This window comes from Mongoliimonas terrestris (assembly GCF_001927285.1).
GTDB lineage: Bacteria > Pseudomonadota > Alphaproteobacteria > Rhizobiales > Pleomorphomonadaceae > Chthonobacter > Chthonobacter terrestris.
Genome location: NZ_MSIG01000004.1, coordinates 265,943 through 281,568, shown reverse-complemented (window position 1 = coordinate 281,568; position 15,626 = coordinate 265,943). Strand labels below are relative to the sequence as shown.

The window sequence follows — 15,626 nt, the reverse complement described above, 5'->3', positions numbered from 1 at the left end:
ACATGCGGGGGGAGAAGACCATGGGATTGTTGGATAGCCTGGGTGGAATCGTGTCCGACGTGCTCGCGGGCAAGTCGGTGGACATCATGTCGATCGCCAACCAGGCGCTCGCGGACCACGGCGGGATCCAGGGCCTCATCGCCCAGTTGCAGTCCGGCGGGCTCGGCCAGGAGGTCGCGTCCTGGATCGGCACCGGCGAGAACCTGCCGGTCTCCGCCGAGCAGATCCAGTCCGCGCTCGGCAACGAGACCCTCGCCCGGTTCGCGTCGTCCTTCGGCCTCGACACGGATGCGGTTGCGACCTTCCTCGCGGACAAGCTGCCGCAGGCGGTGGACGCCGCGAGCCCGGAAGGCCGCCTGGAGGTTTGACCGCCTGCTGCCGGTTGGACCCGAAGCCCCGAAACAGATCCGGCCGGCTTTCGCCGGCCGTTTTCGTTGCTCTCATACCCGCCATTCGTGTGGCGGGTGACTCAGCTGAACCAGCCGGTGACCTTCGCCCAGACCGACGTCGGGGGAGCAGGCTCCTCCTCGGCCTGGGTCGGAGCCGCTTCGGCCGCAGCCGCGCCCTGCGCGGCCGGCGCCGGCTCCGCAGCGGCCATGTCGGCAGAGGCGGGAGCCGCCGAAGGGGGCGTCTCAACGGCCGGAGCCGCCGCCGGGGCGACGGTCGGGGCCGCGTCGACCGACGGTGCCTTGGAGCGCTCGATCACCGCTTCCGTCACCGTCTCGGCAAAACCCGTGACCTTGGCCAGCGTGGCCGGACCGGCCATGCCATCCGCCGTCAGGCCGTTGGCCTCCTGGAAGGCGGCCACCGCCTTCTTGGTGCCAGGACCGAACCGGCCGTCCGCTTCGATCCCGAGCGCCGCCTGCAGCTTCTTCACGGTCTCGCCACGGGTGCCGACGCGCAGCAGCACCAGTTCGGGCATCTGAAGGGCCATGAACGTGTCCGGACCGGCGATGCCGTCCGCCGCGATCCCGTGCGCGCCTTGCGCATCCTTGAGGGCCTTCTCGGTGCCCGGCCCGAAGGCGCCGTCAGCCTTGACGCCCAGCTTTTCCTGCAACAGCCGGACTGGTTCGCCCGTCATCCCGCGCTTCAACACCGACATCGGCCATCTCCCTTGCATGCGCCAGCCGGGACGGCCTTCACTGGATCCGTCCCCGATTCCGGCACAGCACGTTGTATGCGCCTATTGCGACATATGTGTAGGGAAACCGGTTCCAAGTCGCACTCCTGGATGCGCCCCCTTGGGACCGCGTCGCCAAGGGTCGGCGGCTTGAAGGCGGTCGTCCTGCCCTGTCTGGATCCGCCGGCTCAAGCGTCAGCCATGCACGGGCAGCCTCGTGGAGCCGCCGATGGCGCGGAACGCTCCCCCGTCTTCATGGGTTGGACTGGCACCGGACGAACCGTTCGGCATCCTGCCAAACCGACGGAGCTTCCCATGGGTATGTTCAGCAAGGACATCAAGACGATGGACGATCTCTTCGTCCACCAGCTCAAGGACATCTACTACGCCGAGCAGCGCATCACCAAGTCGCTGCCGAAGATGATCGACAAGGCGACTTCGCCTGAGCTGAAGCAGGGCTTCCAGATGCATCTCACCGAGACGGAGAACCAGATCCGTCGTCTGGAGCGCGTGTTCGAGATGCATGGCGTGAAGCCCGACGCGGTGACCTGCCCGGCCATCGACGGCATCCTGAAGGAAGCCGACGAGGTCGCCAGCGACGTGGCCGACAAGGACGTGCTCGACGCCGCCCTGGCCGCCGCCGCGCAGGCCGTGGAGCACTACGAGATCACCCGCTACGGCACCCTGATCGCCTGGGCCAAGGAACTCGGCCGTCCCGACTGCGCCGCCGTCCTGGAAGAGACCCTTCAGGAGGAGAAGGCCACCGACGCCAAGCTCACGCAGCTCGCCGAGTCCCGCATCAACCGCAAGGCCGCCTGACCCAGGTCGGCCTCGCGCGAGGCGCCCTCGCGTTCGCGAGGGCGCTTGAGGGCTGTCGAGGGCCCATGCGGGCGCGCCACCGCCCTCGCCGACCCTCGACAATCTTCGACGACCCTCGACGACCCTTGACGACCGTCGCCCGTCATGGTCCGCGAAGGCGGACCACCCACGCATTGTCCAGCCCATCGGCAGTATGCGTGATTGGTCCGGCTGAACCGGACCATGACGACGGCGGCGGTTCAGGGATAGTATCAGTAACATGCACAGTAGTTACAGGCGCTATCCACTGTAATCACGAGCGACAGCGACGGGTCTACTCGCAATGATCTTGCCCGTGCCCGCCATCGTCATGGTCCGCGCAGGCGGACCACCCACGCTTTTCTCCGCGCATCGGCAGTATGCGTGGCTAGCCCGCGCAGGCGGACCACGACGATCCCGGCCGGTGAACGCGCATTCCGCCCACCGGCGACGCCCCTCCCGCCCGCGCCCACACGCCTTGCTCCTTCTCCCTCGACCTCCCCCTTTTCCCGCCCCCTCACCGCCCCATCTTCCGCGCGACTGTCTCCTCGCACCGGAACACCCGCCACTCCCATGCGCCTTCTCCTGCCCATCCTCGCCTTCCTCCTCGCTCTCGGCGCGCCTGCCGCCCGCGCAGCGCCGGAGGTCTGGGCGGCCCTGAAGGCGCCGGGCACACACGCCCTTCTCCGCCACGCCCGGGCACCCGGCACCGGGGATCCTGCTGGCTACACGCTCGACGACTGCGCAACCCAGCGCAATCTGGACGACCGGGGCCGCGCGCAGGCGCGCCGGATCGGCGCGGAGATCCGGCAGAACGGCGTTGCGGTGGACATCGTGCTGACGAGCGCCTGGTGCCGCGCCCGCGACACCGCCCGCCTCCTCGGGGTCGGCCCGGTGAGCGACGAGCCCGCGCTCAACTCCTTCTTCGGAAACCGCGGGCAAGCCGACGCGGCCACCGCCGCCCTGAAGACGCGGCTCGCCGATCTCGATGGCCGGAAGGCCGTGCTCGTCACCCATCAGGTGAACATCACGGCGCTCACCGGGGTTTATCCGGCGTCCGGTGAACTGATCGTGATTTCGCTGGACCCGTCCGGAACGGTCAAGCTGCACGGACGGGTGCTGATCGACGAAGACTAGCCGCGCCAGGCGCGGCCCCCACGAACAGGAGCCCCATGATGCGACCCATCCTGAAGCCCGCGGCGGCCCGGCGCCTCGCCCTGCCGCTCGCCCTCGTCCTTGCCGGCGTCGCCGCCGGTCCGGTCGCCGCCCACCACGGCTGGCGCTGGGCGGAGGACGGCAACTTCGAGCTCACCGGCACCATCGAGGAGGCACGCCTCGGCAACCCGCACGGCCTCCTGCAGGTGTCGGCAGACGGCGAGATGTGGACCGTGGAGGTCGGCCAGCCCTGGCGGAACGCGCAGGCCGGCCTCACCGACGAGAAGCTCCGCCCCGGCGTGGAGCTGACCGCCAGCGGCCACCGGGCGAGCGACCCGGCCGAGCGGCTGATGAAGGCGGAGCGCATCATCATCGACGGCGAGACGCACAACCTCTACCCCGACCGGGACTGAGCGGCTTGGAGGCGCTGTCCGCGCTCCTTGACGGCCCGCTGACGGCGCTGGAGGCGACCGGCGTCGCGACGGCGCTCCGGGTGTCCCGTTGGGCCTACCCGATCGTCAACGTGGCCCACGTGCTCGGGCTCGCCGCTCTCTTCGGCGCCATCCTGGTGCTCGACCTCCGCCTGCTCGGCGCCTGGCGGAGCGTCGCGGCCGAAACGCTGGCGCGCCCGGCCGTCACCGTGGCCGCCGTCGGCCTTCTGGTGGCGGCCGTCTCGGGTGCCCTCCTCTTCAGCGTCCAGGCGCTCGACTACGCGGCGATGGGCGTGTTCCAGGTGAAGATCGCCGCGGTGGCGGTCGGCGCCGCCAACGCCGCCGGCATGCGCGCCACCGGCCTTGCCGACCGCCTGCCACGAACGACGGCGCTCGTCTCCCTCGCCGCCTGGACGACCGCCATCGTGGCCGGCCGGCTGATCGGCTACTGGCAGGGCTGAGGGCGCGCCCTCGGGCGGCAACCCTCAGTCCAGACCGGCGCGGCGAAGGGCGGCGTGCTCTTGCTTTCATCCACCGCTGGATTCCACCGACCCGATGCCCTTCAATGCGGTCCTGGGCGCGGGGGCGCCGGACCGCCGCGCAGCGCGCCCGAGCCCCGATGGGAGGCCGCTGATGGACACCGATCGCACCGTAAGGCCGAACACCCTGCCCTGGCCGCCGATGATCCTCGCCGGCTCCCTTGCCGCCGCGCTCGTCCTGGAATGGCTCGTCCCCACCGGCCTGCCCCTGCCGCCGCTGCTCGGCTGGGTGACGATGGCCGCGGCCCTCGGGCTCGACGTCTGGGCCATGCTCACCATGGCGCGGGCGCGCACCAACATCCTGCCGCACCGGGCCGCCGATCAGCTCGTCACCACCGGGCCGTTCGGCCTCAGTCGAAACCCCATCTACGTCGGCAACGTCCTCCTCCTCCTCGGCCTTGCCGTCGGCCTCGGCTCCCTCTGGATGCTCGCCGCCGCCGCGGTCGACGCCCTCGCCACCCACCGCCTGGCGATCCTCCGCGAGGAGCGCCACCTCGCCGCCAAGTTCGGCGACGCCTGGACCGCCTACGCCGCCCGCACCCCCCGCTGGATCGGCCTGCCGTCCCGCTGATCCTCCGCTCCGATCGCCGGTTGACCGGCAGTCCCCCTTCCCCTATGGTCCGCCCCCGCGACGAACCGCCGGTCCGCCGCGCCCTTGCCCGCATCCGGACCCTGCCGGATGGCGGTGCCTCGGTGGCTGGCGCGAGCCGCACCGTTTTCGCCTGATCGCGGATCCGAAACCGACACGCCCGACGGCCGACCCGCCGCCGGGCTCTGTCGCGCGCGGGGTCCGCCGCTGCTGATGAAGGATCACCCGATGCAGGACGCCACCAACGCCTGGGCCGAGCCCGTCCCGACCGCCGTCCTGGTGCTCGCCGACGGCACCGTGATCGAAGGCTTCGGCGTCGGCGCCCGAGGGGCGGCGGTGGGCGAGGTCTGCTTCAACACCGCCATGACCGGCTACCAGGAGATCCTGACGGACCCGTCCTACGCGGGCCAGATCATCACCTTCACCTTCCCGCACATCGGCAACGTGGGCGTTAACGACGAGGACATCGAGACGGTGAACCTCTCCGCCGCGTCCGGCGTGCGCGGCGTGGTGCTGAAGGCCGACGTCACCGACAGCTCCAACTGGCGCGCCGCCCGGCGGTTCGACGCCTGGCTCGGCGCCCGCGGCATCATCGGCATCGGCGGCATCGACACCCGCGCCCTCACCGCTCTCATCCGGGAGAAGGGCATGCCGAACGCCGTCATCGCCCACGACCCGGACGGCCGCTTCGACCTCGACGACCTGAAGCGGCAGGCTTCGGCCTGGAGCGGCCTGGAAGGCCTCGATCTCGCCAAGGAGGTCTCCTCCACCCAGTCCTACGGCTGGGACGAGAAGACCTGGGCCTGGGGCGAGGGCTACGCCAAGGTGGAGGCGCCCAAGTATCACGTGGTCGCCATCGACTTCGGCGTGAAGCGCAACATCCTGCGCCTTCTCGCCGACCAGGGCTGCCGCGTCACCGTGCTGCCGGCCACCGCCACGGCGGAGGACGTGCTCGCCCTGGAGCCCGACGGCGTCTTCCTCTCCAACGGCCCGGGCGACCCGGCCGCCACCGGCGAATACGCCGTGCCGACCATCCAGGCGGTGATCGAGAAGGGCATCCCCACCTTCGGCATCTGCCTCGGCCACCAGATGCTCGGTCTTGCCGTCGGCGCGCGGACGTCGAAGATGCACCAGGGCCACCACGGGGCGAACCACCCGGTGATGGACCACACCACCGGCAAGGTGGAGATCACCTCCATGAACCACGGCTTCGCGGTGGAGACGGCGACGCTGCCGGACACCGTGGAGGAGACCCACGTCTCCCTGTTCGACGGCTCCAACGCCGGCCTGCGCCTCAAGGACAAGCCCGCCTTCTCGGTGCAGTACCACCCGGAGGCGAGCCCAGGCCCGCAGGACAGCCACTATCTCTTCCGCCGCTTCGTCAACCTGATCCGCGTCCAGAAGGGCGAGGCCGAGGTCCCCGAGCGCGGCTGACGGACAGCCCGCCGCGCCGCTGCCTGATCGCGGCGGCGGGCCCCCTACCCCGCCCGGCCGCCGAGCGCGACGTCGCGTGCGCCCACCCGCGCCGCCACCACGGCCACGCCCACGGCGAGCAGCAACGCCGCCGCCAGGAAAGGCGCGCCGGGGAAGTGCACCGGCGCGTCGGCGCCGGTGAAGGCGGCGAACAGGCGCGTCATCAGGATCGGCGAGAGCACCATGGTCAGCGCCTTCACACTGGCGATGGCGCCCTGCAGTTCGCCCTGCCCGTCCGGCCCCACCTCCGCCACCGCCAAGGATCGGATCGACGGTTCGATCAGCCCGATGAAGGCGAAGAAGGGGATGAAGGCGAGCATCACCAGACCGTTCGGCGCGAAGGCGAAGCCCGTGAAACCGACCGCCGCGAGCGCGCAGCCGATCTGCGCCGCGCGCGCCTCGCCGAACCGGCGCACCACCGGCCCCACCAGCCCGCCCATCACCACCGCCATGCCGATCCCGACGGCGGCAAGACTGAGCCCGATGTCCGCCTCGCTCCAGCCGAAGCGCAGCTTGGTCGAATAGGTCCACACCGCCGGGTTGGCGTCGTGGGCCAACTGATAGATCACGATCACCGAGACGAGCGCGAGCAGCGCCGGATACCGCATCAGGTGGCGAAAGGCGCCGAACGGATTGGCGCGGCGGATGTCGAAAGCCCGCCGCCGCGCCCGCGGCAGCGTCTCCTGAAGGAAGAACCAGCCGAACACGAAGTTGGCGAGGGACAGGGCCGCCGCCGCGAAGAAGGGCACCCGCGGCCCGATCTCGCCGAGAAGGCCGCCGATGGCCGGCCCGAACACGAACCCCACGCCGAAGGCGATGCCGATGAAGCCGTAGTTCCGCGCCCGCGTCTCCGGCGTGGAGACGTCGGCGATCACCGCGCCGGCCGTGGTGTAGCTGCCGCCGGAGATGCCCGCGAGGATGCGGCCGGCGAACAGCCACGGCAGCGTCGGGGCCAGCGCGCAGATCAGGTTGTCGAGGCCGAACGTGGCGACCGACGCCAAGAGCACCGGCCGCCGCCCGAACCGGTCGGAAAGGTTGCCGATCACCGGCGCGAACAGGAACTGCATCCCCGAATAGGCGAAGATCAGCCACCCCCCGTCGATCGCCGCCGCCTCCACGCCGTCCCCGGTCAGTTCCATCAGGAGCGCCGGCAGGATCGGGATCACCATGGCGATGGCGATCACGTCGAGCGCGATGGTGATGTAGACGAAGACGAGGGTCCTGGCCGTCGAAGTCATGGAAGCGGGCGGTCCGTCGAGGCGCGGGCTGGATGGGCGGACGAACGCCATCCATGACCGCCGGACCGGCCGCTGTCAAAAACCATCACACCCGCTGCGACGCCAGACCTCATGAAAGGCCGGAAGCCCCTACCCTCAAAGCTGCGTCGCCTTGAAGGTGTCGCAGCCCTGCCAGTCGCCGCTGCGGTAACCGGTGTTGAACCAGCGTTGGCGCTGCTCGGAGGTGCCGTGGTTGAAGCTCTCCGGCACCACATAGCCCTGCATGCGCTTCTGGATCGCGTCGTCGCCGATCTGGGCGGCGGCATTCATCGCCTCCTGGATGTCGCCTTCCTCCAGAAGACCCTTTTGCGCCGCGTCGTGGGCCCACACGCCGGCAAAGCAGTCCGCCTGGAGTTCCACCCGGACCGACATGGCGTTCGCCTCCTGCTCGCTCATCTGCGCGCGCAGGCGGTTGAACTCGGGCAGGATGCCGAGCACGTTCTGCACGTGGTGGCCCACCTCGTGGGCGATCACATAGGCCTGAGCGAAATCGCCGGGCGCCTGGAAGCGCCGGCGCAGTTCGTCATAGAACGCAAGGTCGATGTAGACCTTCTGGTCCGCCGGGCAGTAGAACGGTCCGCTCGCCGCCGACGCGAAGCCGCAGCCGCTCTGGAAGGTGTCGCGGAAGAGGGTGAGCCGCGGCTGGGGATAGGTCTCCCCCTCGGCCTGGAAGATGGTCGCCCAGGTGTCCTCCGTCTCAGCCAGCACCACCCGCACGAAGCTGCTCATCTCGTCGTCGGCGCCGGTGCGGGGCCGATCCTCCTCGATGCTGGTCATCTGGGACGATCCGCCCAGCACGCCGCCGAGATCGCCGCCGGTCAGCAGCGCCAGGGGGTTCATCCCGAGCAGCCACAGGACGATCATGGCGACGATGATGAAGCCGATGCCCGGCCCGCCCGCCCGGCGCAGACCCCCGCCGCCCGTCGGCAGCCGGAATCCGCCGCCGCGCCCGCCGAATCCGCCCCGGCCGAGGCCGCCGCCCCCGCTGTCGCCGCGCCGGTCCTCGACGTTGTTGCTCTCCCGCCGTCCACGCCATCGCATCGATCGGATCCTCCCCACCGGCAAACACTGCGACGGCCTGTCGGTTACCGCAAGCCGCATGTGTGAAGCCAGAACGGGCGAAGCGCCGGATGGATCCACACACACCGTCTGTCGGACGGCGCGCCGGAACCGCACCCTGTGCATCGCCCGCCGTCCCGGTTAGCATCCAAGGCCTGACCCACGCCGACAGCCGAACCCAAGGTTTCGCCCCATGACGGAGGGCCCCATGACGGAGGGATCGTCCCGCCAGCCTTCCGACCCGGTGATGACGCCGGAAGCCTTCCGCCATTGGCGAAAGAGCCTCGGCCTGCGCCAGAAGGACGCCGCCGAGCGGCTCGGCCTGAAGAAGCGGATGATCCAGTACTACGAAAGCGGCGGTCGCGACGGCAAGCTGGTGGAGATCCCCCGCGCCGTCCGCCTTGCCTGCTGGGCGCTCAGCCGCGGCGTGGAGGACTTCGACGGCACGCGGGAATCCCGCGTCGATCCGCCCCGCCGCGCCACCTCGGACGAGCGCGACGGCGCCCGCGGCTGACCGCCGGAGCGAGAGCCTCAGCGACACCGCGCCCCGCCATGGACCGCGCGGGGGTCTCGGCCCCCAGAAACTTGGGCCCGCGAGGGTTTGCGGATGCCCCCTTTTCGACTATAAGCCCGCCGGTCGATCGTCATCACCAAGTCATGACAGCCGGGCCCGACCGACGGCGCGCGATGAGCGCGGCCGCCGTCGGCCTCGGCCGAACGCGAGCGCACAATGCCCAAGAGAACCGATATCGACGCCATCCTGATCATTGGCGCAGGCCCGATCGTGATCGGACAGGCCTGCGAGTTCGATTATTCCGGAACCCAGGCCTGCAAGGCGCTCCGCGCCGAGGGCTACCGCATCGTGCTCGTCAATTCCAATCCCGCCACCATCATGACGGACCCGGACCTGGCGGACGCCACCTACATCGAGCCGATCACGCCCGACATCGTGGCGAAGATCATCGAGAAGGAGCGTGCCGAACATCCGGAAGAGCGTCTGGTGCTGCTGCCCACCATGGGCGGCCAGACGGCGCTCAACACCGCGCTCAGCCTGAAGAAGATGGGCGTACTCGACCAGCACGGCATCGAGATGATCGGCGCCACCGCCGAGGCGATCGACAAGGCCGAGGACCGCGAGCTCTTCCGCGAGGCCATGGCCCGGATCGGGCTTGCAACGCCCAAGGCCGCCTTCGTCAACACGTCCGAGCTGAAGGCCGCGTTCCGCGCGGAATACGCCGCCCGGGTGTCGGCCATCAAGGAGGCCAACCCCGCCGGCGAGGCGCGGCAAAAGGCGCTCGCCGCGTTCGAGAACGCGTGGGCGCTCGGCGAGCGGGCCCGGCGCGAGGAGCAGGTGCTGAAGTGCCAGCTTCAGGCGCTGGAGGCCTCCAAGGTTACCAACCTGCCGGCCATCGTGCGCCCGTCCTTCACCCTCGGCGGCACCGGCGGCGGCATCGCCTATACGCTGGAGGAGCTCTACGAACTGGTTCTCTCCGGCGTGGAGGCCTCCCCCACCTCCGAGGTGCTGGTGGAGGAGAGCGTGCTCGGCTGGAAGGAGTTCGAGATGGAGGTCGTCCGCGATCGGGACGACAACTGCATCATCGTCTGCTCCATCGAGAACATCGACCCCATGGGCGTCCACACGGGCGACAGCATCACCGTGGCGCCGGCGCTGACCCTGACCGACAAGGAATACCAGCTGATGCGAGACGCCTCCCTGGCGGTGCTGCGCGAGATCGGCGTGGAGACCGGCGGGTCCAACGTGCAGTTCGCCGTCAACCCGGCGGACGGGCGTCTGGTGGTCATCGAGATGAACCCGCGGGTGTCCCGCTCGTCGGCGCTCGCCTCCAAGGCGACCGGTTTCCCGATCGCCAAGGTCGCCGCGCGGCTCGCCGTCGGCTACACGCTCGACGAACTCGCCAACGACATTACAGGCGGGGCTACACCGGCTGCTTTCGAGCCTACAATCGACTACGTAGTCACCAAGATTCCCCGCTTCGCCTTCGAGAAGTTCCCGGGCGCGGAGCCGACGCTGACCACCGCCATGAAGTCGGTCGGCGAGGTCATGGCCATCGGCCGGACCTTCCAGGAGTCGCTGCAGAAGGCCCTCCGCGGCCTGGAGACCGGCCTCACGGGCCTCAACGACATCGAAATTCCCTCGCTCGGCCAAGGGGATGACAAGAACGCCATCCGGGCGGCGCTCGGCACGCCGACGCCCGACCGGCTGCGCTACGTGGCCCAGGCGCTCCGCCTCGGCTTCACCGTGGAGGACGTCCACGCCCTCTCCAAGATCGACCCCTGGTTCCTGCGCGAGATCGCCGGCATCGTGGAGACCGAGGAAAAGGTGCGCCGCCACGGCTTGCCGCCCACCGCCGGCGCCTTCAGGCGTTTGAAAGCACAGGGCTTTTCCGACGCGCGCCTTGGCGAGATCGCCGGCCTGGCCGAGGAGGAGGTCAAGGCCCGGCGCCTCGCGCTCGACGTCAAGCCGGTGTTCAAGCGCATCGACACCTGCGCCGCCGAGTTCGCCTCGCCGACCGCCTACATGTACTCCACCTACGAAATCCCCTTCGCCGGTGCACTCGCCGACGAGGCGGCGCCGTCGGATCGGCGCAAGGTGGTCATCCTCGGCGGCGGCCCGAACCGCATCGGCCAGGGCATCGAGTTCGACTACTGCTGCTGCCACGCCTGCTTCGCCCTCGCCGACGCCGGCTACGAGACCATCATGGTCAACTGCAATCCGGAGACCGTCTCCACCGACTACGACACCTCCGACCGGCTCTATTTCGAGCCGCTGACCGCCGAGGATGTGCTTGAAATCCTTAGGGTCGAGCAGGAGAAGGGCACGCTGCACGGCGTCATCGTCCAGTTCGGCGGCCAGACCCCGCTGAAGCTTGCCGACGCGCTGGAGAAGGCCGGGATCCCCATCCTCGGCACCTCGCCGGACGCCATCGACCTTGCCGAGGACCGCGACCGCTTCAAGCGCCTCCTCGACAAACTCGGCCTCAAGCAGCCGAAGAACGGCATCGCCTATTCGATCGAGCAGAGCCGCATCATCGCCGCCGAACTCGGCTTCCCGCTGGTCGTTCGCCCGTCCTACGTGCTCGGCGGCCGGGCCATGCAGATCATCCGCGACGACGAGAGCTTCGACGCCTATCTGCTCGGCACCTTGCCGGCGCTGGTGCCGGCGGACGTAAAGGCCAAGTATCCGAACGACAAGACCGGCCAGATCAACATGGTGCTCGGCAAGAGCCCGCTCCTCTTCGATCGTTATCTTTCCGACGCCATCGAAGTGGACGTGGATGCGTTGTCGGACGGTAAGGATGTCTACATTGCCGGCGTGATGGAACACATCGAGGAAGCCGGCATCCACTCCGGCGACAGCGCCTGCACCTTGCCGACCTACTCGCTCTCCAAGGAGATCGTCGACGAGTTGAAGCGGCAGACGACGGCGCTCGCCCTCGCTCTCGACGTGGTCGGCCTGATGAACGTGCAGTTCGCCATCAAGGACGGCACGGTGTTCGTGCTGGAAGTCAATCCGCGCGCCAGCCGCACCGTGCCCTTCGTCGCCAAGACGATCGGCGAGCCGGTGGCCAAGATCGCCGCCCGGATCATGGCGGGAGAAAAGCTGGCGAGCTTCGGCCTCAAGGAAAAGACGCTGAAGCACATCGCCATCAAGGAAGCGGTGTTCCCCTTTGCGCGCTTCCCCGGCGTCGACACCTTGCTCGGCCCGGAGATGCGCTCCACCGGCGAGGTGATGGGTCTCGACCTCGACTTCGCGGACGCCTTCGCCAAGGCGCAGCTCGGCTCCGGCACCCGCGTGCCGACCGCCGGCACCGTGTTCGTCTCCGTCAAGGACGGCGACAAGGACCGCATCCTCGACGCGATCCGCCGGCTCGTCGGCATCGGCTTCAAGGTGATGGCAACCGGCGGTACCCAGCGCTACCTGGAGGAAAAAGGCATTCCGGCCATCAAGATCAACAAGGTCCTGGAGGGTCGGCCGCACATCGTCGACGCCATCAAGAACGGCGAAGTCCAGCTCGTCTTCAACACGACGGGCGGCGCCAAGGCCCATTCGGACAGCCGCTCCCTCCGGCGCGCGGCCCTCTTGCAGAAAGTCCCGTATTATACGACGCTTGCCGGTGCCGTGGCAGCGGCGCGAGGAATCGAGGCTTGGTCCAAGGGCGTGCCCCAGGTCCGCCCGCTGCAGGCCTATTTCGACGCGGCGGAGTGAGAGACGCCGCGCCACTGGAGAGGTCGGTCGGGAACGCGGGGCTGTTCGCGTTCGTTCGGACGGCCATCCGTGGGGAACGGCGCGTCCTCCGTCCCGGTGGGCGCACGCCATCCATCCCGACGAGAGAGTGAACGACCTGTCGGCCGGCGCCGGTCGAGAAGGACAACAAAAGACACGAAGTGCCCGGCGCTCGACGCGTCGGGCGCGTTGATTTTAGGGAAAGGTTGAACGACCGATGGAAAAGATCCCGATGACCGCTGGGGGCTACGCCGCTCTCGAGCGCGAGCTTCAGCGGCGCAGATCCGAGGAACGGCCCCGGATCATCGCGGCCATTTCGGAGGCGCGGGCACACGGTGACCTTTCGGAAAACGCTGAATACCACGCCGCCAAGGAAGCCCAGAGCCACAACGAGGGCCGGATCTCCGATCTTGAGGACATGCTGTCGCGCGCCGAGGTGATCGACGTCTCCAAGCTCTCCGGCACCACCATCAAGTTCGGCGCCACGGTGACCCTCGTGGACGAGGACACCGAGGAGGAGAAGACCTACCAGATCGTCGGCGACGCCGAAGCCGACGTGAAGGAGGGACGCATCTCGATCTCCTCGCCCATCGCGCGCGCGCTGATCGGCAAGTCCGTGGGCGACAGCGTGGAAGTGACCGCCCCGGGCGGCGCTCGCGCCTACGAGGTTCTGCAGGTCGCGTTCCGCTGACGGACCGATGCGCCGGACCGGAGCGGCCCCGTCCGCCCGGCCGGCGCACCCGCGGCCCTGACGTCTCCCCTCCTCCGCTCCCAGCCTGTCGGACCGATGCCTCCGGCCCCCGCCGTTCGCTCCGTCCGCGCCCCATCGAGGACCGCCCGATGCCGCGCGTGGACTTTGCCGAGGTGGAGGTGGTGGCCGCAAACCTCAACCGCCGATACTCCGGCGTCACCTCCACGGTGATCGCGCTGCTTCCGGCCCAGGCGCGGAGCCTTGCCATCGCCGGGCTCGGACCGAACCTGCCGGATCATCTGCCGACGGTACGCTGGCGCGATGTGCTGACCGGCGGCTGGCACCCACCGAAGGGCCGCCGTCATCGGATCTGGCACGCCCGCCGGAACATCGAAATGGTGGCCGGCCTGCTGCTCGCGCGCCTCCTCCGCCAGCGCTGGCGGCTCGTCTTCACCTCCGCCGCCCAGCGCCGCCACACCCGCTTCACCAAGGCGCTGATCCACCGGATGGACGCGGTGATCGCGACCTCGCCGGAGTCCGCGGCCTTCCTCGACCGGTCCGCGACCGTCAGCCTCCACGGCGTCGACACCGCCGTCTACCGGCCGGCCGAAGACCGCGCCGCCGCCTTCGCCGCCACGGGTCTGCCCGGACGACACGGCGTCGGCATCTTCGGGCGCGTGCGGCACCAGAAAGGCACGGACCTCTTCGTTGACGCGCTGCTCGCCACCCTTCCCGCTCGGCCGGACTGGACGGCGGTGGTGATCGGGCTCGAAAAGCCCGAGGACCGCGCGTTCGCGGACACCTGCCGGGAAAAGCTCGCGAAGGCTGGCCTCGCCGACAGGGTGCGCTTTCTTGGCGAGCAGCCGGTGGCGACCATCCCCGTGTTCATGCCCGCCTTGTCGCTGGTGGTGGCGCCACCACGACACGAAGGCTTCGGCCTGTTGCCGCTGGAGGCCATGGCGAGCGGCACGCCGGTGATCGCCAGCCGGGCCGGTGCCCACGCGCACCTGATCGAGGACGGCGTCACCGGCTGGCTGGTGCCGGCCGGCGATGCGGATGCGCTCGCCGCCGCCATGGGCCGGGCAATGGACCTTCCGGCCGCCACGCGCGATACGATCGGCCGTGCCGGCCGGGCGCGGGTGGAGGCCCATTTCTCAGTGGAGCGAGAAGCGGCGCGGATTGCGGAGGTCTACGCGGCGCTCACGGTGTAAGGGCGAAGTCGGCGAGCATCTCCGACAGGATGCGCCGAAGCACGGGCTGCGGGTCGGGCGCGATGCCGGTGGACGTCAGCACGGCGGCGAGGTGCCCAACGTCCGCCGACAGGGGGACGACGGAGAGGCCGCCGGCAACCACCCAGCTGGCGATCACCTCGTTGGCGGAGGAGGAGGCGACGAGTCGCGGCTTCAGCGCCACCACAGGCCGACCGGCGGCCAGTCCCTCGGCGATCATCGACTGGCTATCCTCGGCCACCACGAGGGCATCGGCCGCAAAGAGAGGTCCGGCGGTTCCCGGCCCGCTGACGCGCGGGTCGATGAAGTGCGCCACGACGCCCTCGGCGGCGAGGCGCGCCAGGCGCGCCGCCGCGACCGCCGGCGTGCGACGGGACGCGGTGGCCTGCCAGCGAACGCCAAGGGCGGCAAGGCCACGGACAAGACGCTCCAGGTCGTGCCAATCCGCATCCTCGAACACATGGCCGTGGGCGGGACCGCCGACCAGGAGGCCAAGCGTGGCGCCCGAAAGATCGGCTGGCGCGAGCAGGCGACGGGGAAGCGGCAGGTCGTCGCGACGGACGAGGCTCGGCAGCGGGGAGAGCACGCAGCCCCGGTCATGCGCCTCGCGCGGGTTCTGGACGAGTTGGCGGTCCACGTGGGCGGTCCGGTAGCCGGAGATCCGCCCGATGTAGACGAAGCGAGCCCCGGTGACCTGTTTCAGGAACACACCGGCCGCGATGGTGGGCCGGCCGGATCCGACGACGAGATCCGGCCCCTGGAGCCGATCGGGATCGAGCCGGTAGAGCCTTTCCAGGAGGCCCCGCGGCGAGATCGGCAACCGATTGACCGCGAGCTTCAGAATGTCGCCATGTCCGAACCAGACAGGACGGATGTCGACCCGGTCCACCGCGGCGCCCATGCCGGCGAGCATGCGTCCAACCGCCTCGACCTGATGATAGTGGCCGGGCTTCTTGTCTCTGAGAAGCAGGACGCGCATC

At 69.7% G+C, this 15,626-nt stretch carries 15 protein-coding genes; 11 read left to right on the top strand and 4 right to left on the bottom strand.

Going from position 1 to position 15,626, the window contains the following annotated elements:
• The first annotated feature begins 2 nt into the window (after window positions 1–2).
• Window positions 3–368 (top strand): YidB family protein, encoded by a 366-nt coding sequence (locus tag BUQ68_RS07810; RefSeq protein ID WP_342586994.1) that lies wholly within the window; start codon window positions 3–5, stop codon window positions 366–368.
• 101 nt (window positions 369–469) lie between these two features.
• Here the strand turns inward: BUQ68_RS07810 and BUQ68_RS07805 are convergent, their stop codons facing one another.
• Complete coding sequence (locus tag BUQ68_RS07805; RefSeq protein WP_075215369.1) at window positions 470–1,102, bottom strand: peptidoglycan-binding domain-containing protein; 633 nt, start codon at window positions 1,100–1,102, stop codon at window positions 470–472.
• A gap of 333 nt (window positions 1,103–1,435) precedes the next feature.
• On the opposite strand from BUQ68_RS07805, the gene BUQ68_RS07800 reads away from it, so the two are divergent.
• From BUQ68_RS07800 to carA, 6 genes are all read left to right on the top strand, one after another.
• Window positions 1,436–1,939: a YciE/YciF ferroxidase family protein gene (locus BUQ68_RS07800; RefSeq protein WP_075215368.1), complete on the top strand. Its 504-nt coding sequence runs from the start codon at window positions 1,436–1,438 to the stop codon at window positions 1,937–1,939.
• A gap of 591 nt (window positions 1,940–2,530) precedes the next feature.
• Window positions 2,531–3,094 carry a histidine phosphatase family protein gene (locus BUQ68_RS07795; protein ID WP_075215367.1) on the top strand — a complete coding sequence of 188 codons (564 nt, stop codon included), beginning with the start codon at window positions 2,531–2,533 and terminating at the stop codon, window positions 3,092–3,094.
• 35 nt (window positions 3,095–3,129) lie between these two features.
• Window positions 3,130–3,525: a DUF6152 family protein gene (locus tag BUQ68_RS07790; RefSeq protein WP_245293193.1), complete on the top strand. Its 396-nt coding sequence runs from the start codon at window positions 3,130–3,132 to the stop codon at window positions 3,523–3,525.
• 5 nt (window positions 3,526–3,530) lie between these two features.
• On the top strand, window positions 3,531–4,004 hold the full coding sequence (locus BUQ68_RS07785) for a DUF2214 domain-containing protein (RefSeq protein ID WP_210215600.1): 474 nt from the start codon (window positions 3,531–3,533) through the stop codon (window positions 4,002–4,004).
• Between the two features lie 172 nt (window positions 4,005–4,176).
• On the top strand, window positions 4,177–4,653 hold the full coding sequence (locus tag BUQ68_RS07780; protein ID WP_075215366.1) for a methyltransferase family protein: 477 nt from the start codon (window positions 4,177–4,179) through the stop codon (window positions 4,651–4,653).
• A gap of 246 nt (window positions 4,654–4,899) precedes the next feature.
• Complete coding sequence (carA, locus tag BUQ68_RS07775; RefSeq protein WP_075215365.1) at window positions 4,900–6,105, top strand: glutamine-hydrolyzing carbamoyl-phosphate synthase small subunit; 1,206 nt, start codon at window positions 4,900–4,902, stop codon at window positions 6,103–6,105.
• A gap of 44 nt (window positions 6,106–6,149) precedes the next feature.
• Here the strand turns inward: carA and BUQ68_RS07770 are convergent, their stop codons facing one another.
• Both BUQ68_RS07770 and ypfJ read right to left on the bottom strand, forming a co-directional pair.
• Window positions 6,150–7,382 carry a TCR/Tet family MFS transporter gene (locus tag BUQ68_RS07770; RefSeq protein WP_075215364.1) on the bottom strand — a complete coding sequence of 411 codons (1,233 nt, stop codon included), beginning with the start codon at window positions 7,380–7,382 and terminating at the stop codon, window positions 6,150–6,152.
• A 135-nt stretch (window positions 7,383–7,517) separates the two neighbouring features.
• The gene (gene ypfJ / locus BUQ68_RS07765) at window positions 7,518–8,462 is read right to left on the bottom strand and encodes a KPN_02809 family neutral zinc metallopeptidase (RefSeq protein ID WP_075215363.1); all 945 of its coding nucleotides are present in this window, start codon (window positions 8,460–8,462) and stop codon (window positions 7,518–7,520) included.
• A 226-nt stretch (window positions 8,463–8,688) separates the two neighbouring features.
• Here ypfJ and BUQ68_RS07760 point away from each other — a divergent pair, with 226 nt between their 5' ends.
• From BUQ68_RS07760 to BUQ68_RS07745, 4 genes are all read left to right on the top strand, one after another.
• On the top strand, window positions 8,689–8,994 hold the full coding sequence (locus BUQ68_RS07760) for a helix-turn-helix transcriptional regulator (RefSeq protein ID WP_210215599.1): 306 nt from the start codon (window positions 8,689–8,691) through the stop codon (window positions 8,992–8,994).
• A gap of 216 nt (window positions 8,995–9,210) precedes the next feature.
• Window positions 9,211–12,708, top strand: a complete 3,498-nt coding sequence (gene carB, locus BUQ68_RS07755; protein WP_075215362.1) for a carbamoyl-phosphate synthase large subunit — start codon at window positions 9,211–9,213, stop codon at window positions 12,706–12,708.
• A 235-nt stretch (window positions 12,709–12,943) separates the two neighbouring features.
• The gene (gene greA, locus BUQ68_RS07750) at window positions 12,944–13,417 is read left to right on the top strand and encodes a transcription elongation factor GreA (protein WP_075215361.1); all 474 of its coding nucleotides are present in this window, start codon (window positions 12,944–12,946) and stop codon (window positions 13,415–13,417) included.
• Between the two features lie 149 nt (window positions 13,418–13,566).
• Window positions 13,567–14,628 (top strand): glycosyltransferase family 4 protein, encoded by a 1,062-nt coding sequence (locus BUQ68_RS07745; RefSeq protein WP_075215360.1) that lies wholly within the window; start codon window positions 13,567–13,569, stop codon window positions 14,626–14,628.
• Here BUQ68_RS07745 and BUQ68_RS07740 read toward each other — a convergent pair.
• Complete coding sequence (locus BUQ68_RS07740; RefSeq protein WP_075215359.1) at window positions 14,618–15,625, bottom strand: ELM1/GtrOC1 family putative glycosyltransferase; 1,008 nt, start codon at window positions 15,623–15,625, stop codon at window positions 14,618–14,620. The two genes, BUQ68_RS07745 and BUQ68_RS07740, sit on opposite strands and share 11 nt — an antisense overlap.
• Window position 15,626 lies beyond the last annotated feature (1 nt).

Excerpts from the sequence above, each read along its gene's own strand:
- BUQ68_RS07770 (WP_075215364.1), bottom strand. The coding sequence starts at position 7,382 with ATGACTTCGACGGCCAGGACCCTCGTCTTCGTCTACATCACCATCGCG.
- BUQ68_RS07745 (WP_075215360.1), top strand. The coding sequence starts at position 13,567 with ATGCCGCGCGTGGACTTTGCCGAGGTGGAGGTGGTGGCCGCAAACCTC.
- greA (WP_075215361.1), top strand. The coding sequence starts at position 12,944 with ATGGAAAAGATCCCGATGACCGCTGGGGGCTACGCCGCTCTCGAGCGC.
- BUQ68_RS07740 (WP_075215359.1), bottom strand. The coding sequence starts at position 15,625 with ATGCGCGTCCTGCTTCTCAGAGACAAGAAGCCCGGCCACTATCATCAG.
- BUQ68_RS07790 (WP_245293193.1), top strand. The coding sequence starts at position 3,130 with ATGATGCGACCCATCCTGAAGCCCGCGGCGGCCCGGCGCCTCGCCCTG.
- BUQ68_RS07805 (WP_075215369.1), bottom strand. The coding sequence starts at position 1,102 with ATGTCGGTGTTGAAGCGCGGGATGACGGGCGAACCAGTCCGGCTGTTG.
- BUQ68_RS07760 (WP_210215599.1), top strand. The coding sequence starts at position 8,689 with ATGACGGAGGGATCGTCCCGCCAGCCTTCCGACCCGGTGATGACGCCG.
- BUQ68_RS07795 (WP_075215367.1), top strand. The coding sequence starts at position 2,531 with ATGCGCCTTCTCCTGCCCATCCTCGCCTTCCTCCTCGCTCTCGGCGCG.
- BUQ68_RS07800 (WP_075215368.1), top strand. The coding sequence starts at position 1,436 with ATGGGTATGTTCAGCAAGGACATCAAGACGATGGACGATCTCTTCGTC.
- carA (WP_075215365.1), top strand. The coding sequence starts at position 4,900 with ATGCAGGACGCCACCAACGCCTGGGCCGAGCCCGTCCCGACCGCCGTC.
- carB (WP_075215362.1), top strand. The coding sequence starts at position 9,211 with ATGCCCAAGAGAACCGATATCGACGCCATCCTGATCATTGGCGCAGGC.
- BUQ68_RS07780 (WP_075215366.1), top strand. The coding sequence starts at position 4,177 with ATGGACACCGATCGCACCGTAAGGCCGAACACCCTGCCCTGGCCGCCG.
- BUQ68_RS07810 (WP_342586994.1), top strand. The coding sequence starts at position 3 with ATGCGGGGGGAGAAGACCATGGGATTGTTGGATAGCCTGGGTGGAATC.
- ypfJ (WP_075215363.1), bottom strand. The coding sequence starts at position 8,462 with ATGCGATGGCGTGGACGGCGGGAGAGCAACAACGTCGAGGACCGGCGC.